The organism is Salinigranum salinum (genome assembly GCF_009176545.1).
Taxonomy (GTDB): domain Archaea; phylum Halobacteriota; class Halobacteria; order Halobacteriales; family Haloferacaceae; genus Salinigranum; species Salinigranum salinum.
Genome location: NZ_VTOJ01000002.1, coordinates 1908803 through 1922156, shown reverse-complemented (window position 1 = coordinate 1922156; position 13354 = coordinate 1908803). Strand labels below are relative to the sequence as shown.

Annotated in this window: 11 protein-coding genes and 1 pseudogene; 3 read left to right on the top strand and 9 right to left on the bottom strand. The window is 59.9% G+C overall.

Features of this window, described 5'->3' with window-relative positions; translation table 11 throughout:
• The first annotated feature begins 155 nt into the window (after positions 1-155).
• Complete coding sequence (locus FZP69_RS20660; protein ID WP_152043238.1) at positions 156-812, top strand: class II aldolase/adducin family protein; 657 nt, start codon at positions 156-158, stop codon at positions 810-812.
• Positions 813-1003: 191 nt separating this feature from the next.
• Here the strand turns inward: FZP69_RS20660 and FZP69_RS23530 are convergent.
• Positions 1004-1424, bottom strand: a pseudogene (locus FZP69_RS23530) (IS4 family transposase); the annotation flags it as partial.
• A gap of 95 nt (positions 1425-1519) precedes the next feature.
• Positions 1520-2875, bottom strand: coding sequence for a four-carbon acid sugar kinase family protein (locus FZP69_RS20655; protein ID WP_152043237.1), 1356 nt, complete (start codon positions 2873-2875; stop codon positions 1520-1522).
• A gap of 568 nt (positions 2876-3443) precedes the next feature.
• On the opposite strand from FZP69_RS20655, the gene dgoD reads away from it, so the two are divergent.
• Positions 3444-4595 carry a galactonate dehydratase gene (dgoD, locus tag FZP69_RS20650; RefSeq protein WP_152043236.1) on the top strand — a complete coding sequence of 384 codons (1152 nt, stop codon included), beginning with the start codon at positions 3444-3446 and terminating at the stop codon, positions 4593-4595.
• A 259-nt stretch (positions 4596-4854) separates the two neighbouring features.
• On the opposite strand, the gene FZP69_RS20645 is transcribed toward dgoD, so the two are convergent.
• The 6 genes from FZP69_RS20645 to FZP69_RS20620 form a co-directional block, all read right to left on the bottom strand.
• On the bottom strand, positions 4855-5502 hold the full coding sequence (locus FZP69_RS20645) for a cyclase family protein (protein ID WP_152043235.1): 648 nt from the start codon (positions 5500-5502) through the stop codon (positions 4855-4857).
• Between the two features lie 199 nt (positions 5503-5701).
• A complete protein-coding gene (locus FZP69_RS20640; RefSeq protein WP_152043234.1) occupies positions 5702-6568 on the bottom strand; it encodes a carbohydrate ABC transporter permease in 867 nt (288 codons plus the stop codon).
• The gene (locus FZP69_RS20635) at positions 6565-7383 is read right to left on the bottom strand and encodes a carbohydrate ABC transporter permease (RefSeq protein WP_204960078.1); all 819 of its coding nucleotides are present in this window, start codon (positions 7381-7383) and stop codon (positions 6565-6567) included. Before FZP69_RS20635 ends, FZP69_RS20640 begins: the two co-directional genes overlap by 4 nt.
• 144 nt (positions 7384-7527) lie before the next feature.
• Complete coding sequence (locus FZP69_RS20630) at positions 7528-9063, bottom strand: ABC transporter substrate-binding protein (RefSeq protein WP_152043232.1); 1536 nt, start codon at positions 9061-9063, stop codon at positions 7528-7530.
• Between the two features lie 196 nt (positions 9064-9259).
• The gene (locus FZP69_RS20625; RefSeq protein WP_204960076.1) at positions 9260-10405 is read right to left on the bottom strand and encodes an ABC transporter ATP-binding protein; all 1146 of its coding nucleotides are present in this window, start codon (positions 10403-10405) and stop codon (positions 9260-9262) included.
• 381 nt (positions 10406-10786) lie between these two features.
• Complete coding sequence (locus FZP69_RS20620) at positions 10787-11722, bottom strand: NAD(P)-dependent oxidoreductase (protein WP_152043231.1); 936 nt, start codon at positions 11720-11722, stop codon at positions 10787-10789.
• Positions 11723-11861: 139 nt separating this feature from the next.
• On the opposite strand from FZP69_RS20620, the gene FZP69_RS20615 reads away from it, so the two are divergent.
• Positions 11862-12170 carry a hypothetical protein gene (locus FZP69_RS20615; RefSeq protein ID WP_152043230.1) on the top strand — a complete coding sequence of 103 codons (309 nt, stop codon included), beginning with the start codon at positions 11862-11864 and terminating at the stop codon, positions 12168-12170.
• Between the two features lie 13 nt (positions 12171-12183).
• On the opposite strand, the gene FZP69_RS20610 is transcribed toward FZP69_RS20615, so the two are convergent.
• Positions 12184-13263, bottom strand: a complete 1080-nt coding sequence (locus tag FZP69_RS20610) for an LLM class flavin-dependent oxidoreductase (RefSeq protein ID WP_152043229.1) — start codon at positions 13261-13263, stop codon at positions 12184-12186.
• Positions 13264-13354: the final 91 nt, after the last annotated feature.

Below are 13354 nucleotides of genomic sequence, written 5' to 3'. Positions count from 1 at the left end.
ATATAAATCGCACGTCTTCTCCTCCTCTGAATTGAATCCGACCGGGAGGTTACAGTGATTTTCCGATAGGTGCCGCTCACCCAGACAGTGCCGTACCACTCTCGTTCCGAGAATCACCAACGTTTATAGAATCGCTCACTATTGTTCCCGTGGCCATGAGCGGAGAACGTCCACTCGGATCGGAGCGGAGAGCCGTATCGCAACTCGGTCCGGAGCTGCTCGAACAGGACCTGACACGCGGATCGGGCGGTAACGTCAGTGTCAGGAACGGTGACCGATTCGCGATAAGTCCGTCGGGAATTTCTTACGAGGAGATTACGAGTGAGATGGTTCCTGTCGTCGATCTCGAAGGAACCCTCGTCTCCGGGGAGTACGAGCCCTCTAACGAGATGCCGATGCACAGGCTCATCTACGAACACCGGGATGACGTCGGCGGGGTTGTTCACACACATTCACCGTACGCGAGCACGTTCGCCAGTCTGGGCGAGGCGATTCCGGCTTCACACTATCTTATCGCGTACGCGGGCAAAGAGATACCTGTTGCGGGGTACGAACCACCAGGTACTGAAGCACTCGGGGAACTCGCAGTCGACGCACTGGGAGCCGACCACGATGCGTGTCTCCTGCAAAACCACGGCGTTATCGCAGTCGGCGAAGACGGTGCAGCTGCCCTCGAGACGGCAGTGATGGTCGAATACTGTGCACGAATCCACTATCAGGCCTCTGCTATAGGCGACCCGGTAATCATGGACGACGACGACCTCGAGTATCTTCTGGAGATGTTCGGGACGTACCGTCAGAAGGGAAAATAACTCGGATGAGTTGGTGGAATCGATCCGCCACTCGTTCTGGCTTGGTGGCGGACACGCGGATACTCACCTGATTCACCCTCGATGCGTAACCGTTCTCTGTGTAAGTTCGGATCCTGTGACTCCCAGAGCAACAGTTCGGCCAAATCCGAACAATCGTTGCCCCACTCTGGCATCAGGTACGATTGGCTGAGATGAGCGTACGGTTCAACGGCCAGTGAACAGCGACGGTGGGGAGTCGCGACGCCGATTCGTCAGCGTCCGCGGCGACCTCTCCAGCTCGCTGCGTTGCCTCCAGCTTCCACCACTCCTTCGCGATCAGACGGTTCGTCAGCAGTGATCTGTCTGCCATGGGACTGGTGTCTCGATGGTGCACTGGTCGATCGTCTCGATCTCGCTGTTGCGGAGGTCTACCGGTCGGAACATCCGGGTCTCACGGCCACGGGACCCTCGTTTGCGACCGAACGAGAGGGCGATGTGGACCTGGCTCTCCTGTCGTTCTACGAGGCCCTCGACGACCTGCAGCGACTTACCTTCCAGTAAAATACTGTCGCCCCGTCACGTCCGGAGCTCTCCGACGATCTCGAAGTTCGTATCCCCTTTGACCCGGGAGACGTTCTTCGAATCCGATCGACGACTACTGAAGTCGGTGGGCGTATCGGAGAACGAGTCTTCACACTCGACGAGGCCGAGGTCCATCCCCGCGACGACTATCTCCCTTCCCGTATCCTCCCGTAGTAATCCGTCTGCCCGAGCTGACCGCCCTTGAGCGCAATTTCGAGCCCGTCGAAGTTCGAGTTTCGAGAGTGTGCCAGACAGAGGGGACTCCCCGGTGCCGTCGGAACCACCATTTCCAGCGCGTATATCGCCAGCTCGGGGGTGACGTAGCTACAGGTATCCCCGCCGGAAACACACGCTCGCTCGAGGTCCGTTTCGAGCAAAATCTCTCGTAGAATCTCGCCCTGTCTCTCACCGATGACACGCCCTGTGTTCTCTTGGAGCTCTAACTCGCGTGCTTTCTCTCTCGTGCGGGAGATCGCTCGATCGCCCGGTCCTCGGGCCGTAAAGAGCACTACAGAGTTGCCTTTATTCACAGTGGCAACGGCGTCAGCTACCGCTCTCTGGACTTCACTACGGGCCGCGTTCGGATCAACGAGCTTTGACGTGTTCAATCGGATGGGCGTAAAGTCATTCTCTACTGCCCAACCGATCTGATCATCGGTAACCGGTGATGCACTCCCCGAGACCACCACGAGCTGCTCTACAGTATCCGCGGCGGGAAATGTCGGTGACCGTGACGATTCGCCTGTCTTCTTCCAGTGGTGCGAGAGCGCGTATTCGACTCCGGACGATCCAACGGTAAACAGGGGAGTCGCGGATTCTTGCGCTTCTGTCCACAGAATTTCCCCGACTTTTTCCAGGTGGTCTCGGGTCAGGGTGTCGAAGAGGACGATCTCGGCATCGTCGGTCAGTGCGCCGATGTCCGAGCGGATCGTATCGATCGGTTCGGCCAGCGTCCGAACGTCTACGTTCGCGACTGTCTTCGTCGTTTGCTCTGCCAAATGCTTCCGGAGATCACTTTCGTCCATCGGGGTGATCGGATGATCACGCATCACTGGGTGGCGGTCTAACCGATACACCTCGTCGTCAAAGTGGGCGAAGTGGTTTGCGAACACGACAAACCGGCCCAGTTCTGGCACCCCGACGGCCAACGGAACGTAAGAGGAACCGGTTATCTCTGCCCCCATATTAATCACGTGCCCGATATTTCCAACGTCTGGTGCAGAATCAAACGTCGAGCACACTTTGTAATGAATAAGTGGCGTGTCTAACTCGTTGAGGAATTGGAGTATCGGGCGGAGCTTTTCGTCCATCTCGTCCGGGGTCATTGAGCGACTCTGCCCCGCGATTCCAATGGCTTCTAAGTTGTCGAACTGTTCGAGCTCGGCTTCAGTGGGAGGAGTTGTAAACAGGACGGTTCGGACACCTCCCTGGCACAAGGCCTGCAGTGCATCAGCTGACCCGGTGAAGTCATCACCATAGAACGCGAGTCGGAACCCCAACATACTCGCAATTGCAGCCCGCAACCAGATACAGATTCCGGTAGTACGGTATGGACAACACGGCCAAAGTAGCGTTTGAAACGCCTCGCCGCCGGTCGCGGCGCCCTGACCGTTCCAGTGGAACACTGAGGCGCGGGACAATCGAGCGAGTGGTTCGTTCAAACGCTACGATAGCACCAGTGAACGTCAGTAGACGGTATACGGTCCTGAAATGTCTCCTACTTGCTCGTACGAATCCGGTGCAACCGGCTCTCCGTTGGAGTGTACGTCCGTTGCAATTGGACGCGCTGCCAGCGTCTGTGACAAGCGCCGCCGTCAGCGACAGTCGGTCCGCTGCACCGAGATCCGGAGTGCGTCTGATCCTCGATACGCGACCCGATGCGGGCCGCCGAACGAGGGAGTCGATACTGCCTGACGCACGTAGCCACTCTCCGTGACCGATATTGTGGGTGCGAGGTGAAAACCCGAATCGACAGCGGGCGAGCGAAGCACGACCGGGAAGCAGTGTTGTCCGTCGTTTCCCCGTGGATCATAACAGAACGGTAAAGTAGTCAGTGTGTGGACTTCTATCATGGAAATAACTGACGTCGAGACGTTCCTAGTCGGTCCACCGGAGGGTAAAAACCTCTGTTTCGTTCGGGTAGACACGGACGGGGGGATCCACGGTTGGGGGGAGTGTTACACGCAGACCGACCGAGACGAACAGATGACTGCTCACGTCGATCAGCTCTCGCGGTACCTGGTCGGACGGGATCCACAGCACATCAAGCACTTTCTCCAGTGGGCGTTCGACGACTTCGCGGCTCGGCGTGGCGCGATGGATCTCTACTGTGCGGTCAGTGGGATCGAACAGGCCCTCTGGGACATCAGGGGCAAGACGCTCGGAGCACCGGTCCACAGCCTGCTGGGCGGTGCGTGCCGCGATCGAATCAAGGTGTACGCGAACGGCTGGTCGTTCGGCATGGACACCCCCGAGGCGTTGGCCGCTGCCGCCACCGAGGTCGTTGACAAGGGGTTCGACGCTCTGAAGTTCGATCCGGTGCCGGGGCCGTGGCGTACCCACGTGGATCCCGAGGTCGAGGACCGCGCCGTCGAGAACGTTCGCGCCGTGCGCGAGGCGGTCGGTCCGGACGTGGCAATACACGTCGAGATACATCGACGCCTCGCACCTGTACACGCCACGCGGATCGCCCGCCGGATCGAACGGTTCGACCCCTTCTGGTTCGAAGAACCGGTTCTCGCCGAGAACCTCGACGCCCTCGCCGAGGTCCGACGAGACGTCGACATCCCCGTGGTCACCGGGGAGGAACTCTACACCAAGTTCGAGTTCCGCGAGGCGTTCGAGAAGGGCGCTGCCGACGTCATCAACCCGGACGTGTGTAACACCGGCGGCATTCTGGAACTCAAAGAGATCGCTGCGATGGCCGAACCGTACTACGTGGCCGTGTCGCCCCACAACTACAACTCTACGACGGTAGGCCTGGCCGCCACCGTCCACGCGTCCGCCGTCATGCCGAACTTCCTGATCACCGAATATTTCGTGAATCTCGAGTCGTTCGGCGAGGAGCTGGCCCACGACCCCTTCGAGGTCGAGGACGGTTACGTCGATATACCCGACGACCCCGGGCTCGGCATCGAACTCGACGAAAACGCACTGGCCGACAACCCGTCTCGCCAGGAGCCGCTCCGGGACATCCGACAGTACTACGAAGAGGGGCCGTAGGTCGCGTATCGAGCGATAGCTGGGACCAAACGGGGAGGAGTTACACCGCGTGGGTGCGAAAGTTCATACGTAGCGGTCCTTACAGGGGACGTCGCGGGTTTCTCCGTTGGCTTCTGCGCGAGACCGCAGACCGCGTGACGGAGGTGTCTCGCGGTCGTGGTCGGGCAGCTCGTCGTACGAGTCGGCGTCTTCAGGGCTCTGACCCATGAAATCGGGGGATACGCCACCGATTGCACGCTTTTGTACACGACTCTCGTCGTTATTTGGGTCGGGCCGCAATTCTCGCGTGGGCTGCGTCAGAGTCGACGTACGGAAGCGGTAGCGCGATCACTTCGACCGCTTTCCCGGCGATCGACGAGAGGTTAGTAAGATGTTCGGCGATCAGGACGTCGTTCTCCAGTAAGGTCGAGTGAACTGGGAAGGGGAAGGGATCACGTTCACGGATCGAATTCGGCATTTCAGGTGACGGTGAGTCCACGCCGATCCAGCTTAGCTCCCGATCTGCGATCCAGTTAGCCACGTCCTCGCTGAGGTAGGGCTGTTCGAAGTAACTGTCGTCGCTGATGCGATCTTCCCATCCGGTTCGAACTAACAGTGCCTCCCCCTTCTCCGGCTCTTGAGGCATGTTCAGATCCTCGAGAGTGAGCTCCTGTAGCGGCTCCGCGTCGACTGTCGCGACCACACCGTCCGTGATCCACCGATCGAGCGGGTACTCGTCGATCGAGGCACCATCGTCGAAGAGGTGAATCGGGGCCTCCAGATGGGTCCCCACGTGCGTGACGATCCGTATCTCGGTCGCTCTCAGACTCGCGTCTTCGATCACCCGAAATTCCGGCTCGGGCAGAAACGGCATTTTCGGGACATTTCTATCAATTGGATGGGATATCTCTTTCCATTCTGTCTCCATATTGCATCGATACGTAGTTTGTAATATAAATTGGTACTGATTTCCCGTGCCCGGGAGCGGCTACACGCTCTGATAAGGTCGATTCACCCTGTCGATTCGATGGACCTGTGTGACATTACCGGAGCGTGACAACGCAAGGAACGAGAGAGACGGACAGCGATTCCTCGCTATCCAAGATATGCGTTGAAGAAGTGAGTGGTCAGGTCTCTCCGAGCGCCTTCGCGAGGGAGCGTTGCGTCGCGAAGTAGAGTAAGGCCGGCGGCAGGGCGATGACGAGTGACTGACTCATCATGGGACCCCAGAGAATTCGCTCACCGCTGGAGGCGTTCAGCGTCGCCCAGAGGTGGATGATCGCCGGTTGCGGTCCACTACTGTCCGTGATGAGTGTGGCGAACAGGAACTCGCTCCAGGCGTTCTGGAACGCCAGGAAGCCGACAGCGACGAGGGCGGGCGTCGCGATCGGGAGGATGACCCGGACGAACGCACCGAACTCCGTCGCACCGTAGACCTGTGCAGCCTCCTCGAGGTTCTCCGGGAGACTGCTGAAGTAATCGCGGAGGATCCAGATCAACAGCGGCGTGATGAGTATTTGCCACGCGATCACCAGTCCAGGCATCGTGTTGTAGAGACCTGTATCCAGCCACAATCGCGTGACTGGGACGACGAGCACGATCACCGGGAAGAGCATCGTGAGGACGACGCCGTAGAAGAGGATCCGCTTGCCCGGGAACTCCTTCCGGCCGAACACGTAGGCCCCGGGGATGGTGACGACCAGGGCGAAGAGGGCGGCACCGAGCGACGCGACAGCACTGACGAACAGTCCGTCGGACATCTCGCCGATCCCGAAGGTCCAGTTTTCGAGTGTCGGATTGTTCGGGATCAACGCGACGCTGTTTCGGAATATCTCGTTTTGCGGCTTGAACGAGGCAGATATTGTATACGCGATCGGAATCAATATCATTGCCAGGATCAGGCCGATGATCAAGTAGTTCGTGACCTTGTACGCGATATCCCATCGATTCGTCTGAGGGGAGACGATGTTGTAGTCGTCGAAGTTGAAGTTCATGCCACCCTCCCTGATCCGGCCTGTTCTTCGAACTTGATGATGTACGGGATCACGAAGATCATCGTCAGGATGATCATGAAGACCCCGACGGTCATCGCCAAGCCGAACTGACGCGCGTTGGTGAAGTTGAAGACGGTGATTCCGAGAATCGACGTGGAGTACCCTGGACCACCTTGGGTCATCTGGAGCGGCTGGCTGACCTTCGTGAGGTTGTTGATCGTCCGTATGCTGAGTGCGACCAGCAAGGCACCCTTCATCTGCGGGATCGTGACGTGTCGCGCCATCTGTGCCCTGGTTGCACCGTACACCTTGGCGGTTTCGTAGTGCTCGTCCGGGATACCCTGGATCGCCGCATAGAGGATGATGAACGCCAGCGGCCAGTACGTCCACCCGGCCGCGAACATGATCATCCCCATCGCTGCTTGCCCGTTACCTTGCCAGTAGATCGGTTCCGCGAGGATACCGTGTGACGTCAGGAAACTGAAGAACGGACCGAAGTCTGGATTGGCCAGGTACACCCACAGCGTGCCCGAGACGAGCCCGGGAATCGTATACGGAATAACGAAGATGGCGCCGACCAGATCCTTGAACCGGATGTTGTTGATCACGAGCGTCGCGACCAAGGCGATACCGACCTGAATGAACGTGACTAACGAAAAGATGAGCGTCGCGATTATTGACTGATGGAACACTTCCCAGGGGACGACGAACTGGTAGTTCTCGAGGCCGACCCAGTTGGCTTGACCGATGATATCCCACTCGTGAAACGTCATCCAGAGGCCGTTGATGAGGTTCCCCCAGACGAGCACTCCCATAACGAGAAGAACTGGAAGTAATAAGATATACGTCATCCAGTTTCGTTTGATGGCGACTTCGGCGTTGCTCCACGTCTCTTGTAACCGTGAGTATTTTACTGGTATTTGGAATTGCATACTATCAAAAGTGGAATGTTGTCTCCGTTAGAAGAACCGGTTCCGTGCTTCCTCAGCAGCGTCGTTCAACGCTTGCTCGACCGACTTACTGCCCTGCATCGCTTGCTGTATCTGCGGTGGCAAGACACCTTGCTGGACACCGCTGTACATCGGTGCCTGGGGTTCGATGATGATGTTGTCGTTGTCGAACGAACCACTCAGGGTGGCGTTGATGACATTCGACTGCTCGTAGCCAGTCGGGTCACTCACAGCATTCATGACTTCCTCTGCGGTCACGTCTTCCCGTATAGGGCCACCACCGATAGTGGTGAACATCTGCCTCTGGAAGAAGTCCGAGAAGAATAGGTAGTTATCCATCAGGTCGGCGGCGGCCTCCTGTTTCGTGTTCCACTCGTCCTCGTCTGCGCCTTCGGGCGGCTTGGGGAACATGATACCGTCGCCACCGACGATACCTCTGGCACCGCTCGGGCCCTTCCAGTTCGTCGAGAAGTAGAACTGCCCGTTCTCGATCATCTCCGGTGCCTGACCGAGGATGTCGGCGTACGAAGCAGGCGGGACAGACGTCATACTCGCGCTGCCCTCGATGAGCAGTCCAGTCGCGTCCTCGTCGGACATACTGACTGATTCCGGGTGCGATAGTTCGTGTTCGGTCAAGAGTCCGACGAACTCTTCGTACGCCCGCAGGAAGTGTTCGTTGTCTATGTTGGTGTCAGTCCAATCTGAATTTAGACAGACGCCATCAGTGCCCCCGTAACAGGCAGGCGTGTCCTCGGTATAGGTGTCAGTTACGTCTCCCGTCGATCCGTAAATCTGCCAGCCGTAGTCAGCCGGTCCGTCCTCCTGAAGAGTCTGACCGATCTGAACCGTTTGTTCGTGGTTCTCCGGCGGAAATTCGTCTTCGACACTGATGCCCGCTTCTTCGGCGTGGTCGGCGCGTATGAGGAAGGTCCGGACCCCCTCGTTGCTGAACTTCATATCGTACGCGCTCCCGTCGAACCCGCCGTACACCATCGGACCCACTCTGTCCATCATCCAGCTGATGTTATCGACGGTCTCGTCGCTGAACCACTGCTGGTAGTCCTCGTAGGGTTTGATGGAATCCAGTTGAATAAACGGCCCGGAACCGCCCGTCGGTTGGTCCATGACGTGCGGTCGTCGCCCCTCCTGGAAGAGGGTGAGCCACTGGTTGAGCGCTTCCGTCCGTGCCCAGGTGACGTTCACAGTCGCGCCAGTGTCTGCCTCGAAGTTCTGGACCGCCTGCCTGATAGCTGGCTCCGCCAGTTTCGTATTGGTGCCCAAGCGGTTCCAGTACTCTATCTCGACGCCCTCCCACCTGAGGCCGTTGTCCGGCTCGCCGGTTGAGGCACCACCGTCGCCACCGTCTCCACCGCCACCGTCTCCACCGCCACCGTCTCCACCACCACCGTCTCCACCGCCACCGTCTCCACCGCCACCGCCACCGTCGCCGCCACCGCTACATCCGGCCAGCGCGGCGACACCGGCGACCGCTGTGCTCTTCAGGAATGTACGTCGCCTGCTCAGTCTGTGAGTCTTGTCAGCCATTGACATCCACCACAGAAGCTCAAACAGAGGAGGATATAAATAATTTTCTATAATTATGTAGTTGAAGTGACCGATACTGCAGGACAGCCAATCCGGCGACCCGGTTCCCGTTCCGGATCGCCCGTACTGCAGGCTACCTCTTCTCGGACGCACTCGGTACAGGGAGTAAATACTCAGAAACGTGCAGCCGACCGTATCAGTAAATTCGATCCCCGTCTCGGTCGAACAGCCAGAACTCGTTCCTCCCAAAGTCCAGTTCGACCCTCTCCCCCGCCGACATCGTCCCCTGGGGAACGACCGTTCGCACATTGGTCCCGTCCACGTCCACGACGACCGTATCGCGGTCGTCCTGCGGTTCGACGAGCGCCACCTCGCCCGTCATCACCCCTTCCCCTTCGTCGGCCTGGAAAATGTACTGTGGACGGACACCCAGCGTCACGTCTTGGTCCGCCGCTAACTCGGCGCTTCCCTCGCCGTCGACGGGGACGGTAAACCGGTCGCACTCGAACTGGGTCTCCCCCGACGAGTTCGTTACGACTCCGTCGAACATGTTCACGGTCGGAGACCCGATGAACCGTGCGACGAACCTCGTCAACGGCTCGTTGAAAATCTGATATGGACTGCCGACCTGCTGGATGTGCCCCTCGTTCATGACCACGATCTTGTCGCCGATGGACATCGCCTCCTCCTGATCGTGCGTGACGAACACCATCGGCGTTTCGAGGCGTCGCTGGAGCTCCTTCACCTCGGTTTGCATCGTCTTCCGGAGGTTCGCGTCGAGCGCGGAGAACGGTTCGTCGAGCAGGAACGCCTCGGGTTCCATCACCATCGCTCGTCCGAGGCTCACGCGCTGTTGCTGCCCGCCCGAGAGCTCGCTCGTGTCCCGGTCGAGCATCCCCTCGATCCCGAGGATTTTGGCGACCTCCTCGACTCGCTCGTTCTTCTCGTCTTTCGTCAGGTCCGACGTCATGTCCAGACCGAAGCGGATGTTCCGCCGGACGTTCATGTGGGGGAATAGCGCGACGGACTGGAAGACGAACGCGAGGTTCCGGTTCTTCGGCTTTACGCCCGTCATGTCGACACCGCTGATGAGGATCGTCCCCTCGGTAGGGATCTCGAGACCGGAGATACACCGGAGAGTCGTCGTTTTCCCACAGCCCGAGGGACCGAGCAACACGACGAAATCTTCTTGGTAGATTTCGAGATTGATGTCCTCGCAGGCGATGATCTCGCCCCCGTCGAACGTCTTCGTCATGTCCTGGATGTCGATGACGGGGTCCCCGGAACGTTCGTCCGTCGTCTGTGCCGTCTGTGATCGGGCCTCGCTGGAACTTTTGGCCATAGATATAGGTGAATCAAACAGCCTCTATCATAAAAGTTCGCCTGAAACAGATCGGTGACGGTCGAAAACGATGTCTCGACGGGTGAACTGGGACGGAAACGGTGATGGGACCGTCGGTGTGCCGGCAGGACCGACAGCCGACAGAGTGGAGCCGCGTTCGGGCGCGAGCACCGATCGCGCGGCGTCGGAACCGCGTTCACGAAGGCCCCGTCGTCCAGCAGGCAGGCGCACATCCGTGGAACGGTCGCGCGGGAGGCAGACCCTCCTCTCTACTGTCTCGGAGCCGTGGACCGACTCTCACGGACAGATGTCGGTGACGGTACACGATAAAACCTCCCGACAGTGCAGGGAGACGTCGGGAACGGCAGCCGACCGTCCGGGTTACCAGTCGATCCCGGAGCTCCGGGCCTGCTGGTCGTCTTCGAGTCGCACTTCGGTACCCCCCGCGAGTTCTTCGATGACTGTGATGATAGCCGAATTGGCATCGCGACCGTGTCCGTTCTCGACCAGCGACTTGAACATCTCGTGGGTCGTGGACGCGGCCGGCATGGGTGCGCCGTAGGCCTCGCCCGCCTCTAGCGCGTATCCCAAGTCCTCGTACATGTACTCGGCAAAGAATCCCGGCTCGAAGTCGCCCGTCAACATGTTGGTGCCGTGGACGTCCAGCAGACGTCCACGAGCGCCACCGCTCGAGACCGCGTCGTAAATCGCCTCCATGTCCGACCCGGCTTTGCCGGCCATCACGAGTGCCTCGGCGATCACCTCCAGCGTTCCTGCGACGATGGTCTGGTGGGTCGCCTTGGCGATCTGGCCGGCCCCCGACTCACCGCAGTACGTGATCGTCTCGCCGACCACCGAGAGGACGTCCCGTTGTGAATCGAACACGTCCCTGTCGCCGCCGACCATGATCGAGAGACTGCCCTCCTTCGCACCCGTTTCACCGCCGCTGACCGGCGCATCGAGCATAGAGAGGCCGTGGTCGTCGAGTGTCCTTGCGATCGATTGGGCGACCGGCGGAGCGATCGTCGACATGTCGATCACTGTCGTCCCTCGACCGCTGCCCGCCAACACACCGTCGGAACCTAACACGACCTGCTCGACGGTTTCCGAGTCGGGCAGGCACGTGAAGATCACGTCGCAACGACCGGCTACCTCGCCGAGGGAGTCCGCACGTTCGCCCCCGTACGCCGCCAGTTCGTCCATCGGTTCGGTCGACCGGTTGCGGCCGACCACCGTGTACCCGGCGTCGATCAGGTTCTTTGCCATCGGCAATCCCATGATCCCGAGCCCGATGTACCCGACGGTTTTCTCTGCCATCTCACCACGTCCTGCACGCGGCACTCGTAAATTCGTTTCGTTAACGTATCACGTTCGGAATGCCGTCGGGACGGGGACGGCACCAGCCGACTGCGGACGGCCGCCGTACAGTCGGGTGCGTGGGAGGTGCCGGGAGCCCGTGACCAGTTTGGCAGCTTCCAGGAGATCAGATCCGGAACTCGGGTTCGTCCTTATCAGCCACGGAAACCTGTCGGTATCCCTCGATCATCCTCTCGAAACGGACCACGAGGACGGACAGTCCGCGATCAAGACCACCCGAACGGCCTGTCTCGACAGCGGCGTCCCGGTCGGTGGCTCGGTGTCCGATGCGGACGCCGCTAGCGAGCTGCTGTCGGAGGGGTACAGTCCCGTCCGGATCTGCGACGAGATCGACTCGACGCGCAAAACGTTCCGTCGGCGGATGAGCGAACTGGATCCGTTCGAGTGAGACGAGTCGCCCGTTACTCCCGGAAGTAGGGGATGATCGTTTCCTCGTAATGTCTCATCGTCTCCTCGAAGTCGCCGACGGGGATGACGACGAGGTTGTCGACGCCGGCGTCGGCGAACGCTTCGATCCGCTCGATCGCTCGTTCGGGGTCGCCGGTGATGGTGACTTCGTCGACCGCGTGATCGGGGATCCGCTCGGCAGCGGCCAGGAGCCGTCGCTCCTGTTCGTCGTCGAACGCCATCCGATACATGATGGGTGTCTCCTCCGCGATCTCCTCGAATCCCATCTTCGCCAGCAGAGGCGGTCGGAGTGCCAGGTTCGTGCGGTTGCGCCGGGCCCCCGCCTGTCGTGCCTCGTCGGCGTCGTCCGTGACCGTCGTCGGGACCATCACGGCACGGTCGATCGCGCCGGGATCCCGGCCCCGCTCCTCGGCGACGTCGAGTACTCGCTGGAGGTCCGATTCGTACTGGTCGGGCGAGTGGATCCAGGGGAACCAGCCGTCCGCGACCGCGCCGGTAAATCCGCGCATGCTGGGACCGTATCCGCCGACCCAGATGGGGGGACGGGGCTGCTGAACCGGTTTGAATCCCATGTAGGCCTCTTCCAGCTGGAAGTATTCGCCGGCGAACGAGAAGCGGTCGTCGGGCGTCGACATCCACAGCCCGTCGATCACCTTGACTGCCTCGGAGAACCGGGCGAACGGATCGTCCCAGTCGATGTCCTTGATCGACACGAAGTTGAACACCTCACCCGCACCGATACCCAACCCGGCCCGACCGTGAGTCATACGGTCGAGAGTCGCGGTGACGTGGGCGAGTTCGGTCGGATGACGGCGCACGGAGTCGGTGACGCCCGGCATGAGATCCGCCTCGTCCGTGTGTTGGGCCATCGCGCCCAGGACCGAGAACGCCTCCCACGGTGGATCGACCAGGAAATCCTCGGAGTCGGTGGGGTGAAACAGGTGGTCGGGCACCGTCAACAGGTCGAACCCGGCCGCCTCGGCACGCACCGCTCGGTCGATTCCCGTGTGTACGTCGTCGTAACTGACTATCTGACAGCCGAACCGGAGCTCCTCTCGATTGGAACGGGTCATCACGGAGGGGTATCCCGTGACGGTTGTTTATATCTAACTACGGCCGGATCGCCGAGCGCCGAAGACGCAGCTGGGGCGTCCGGCACCGATC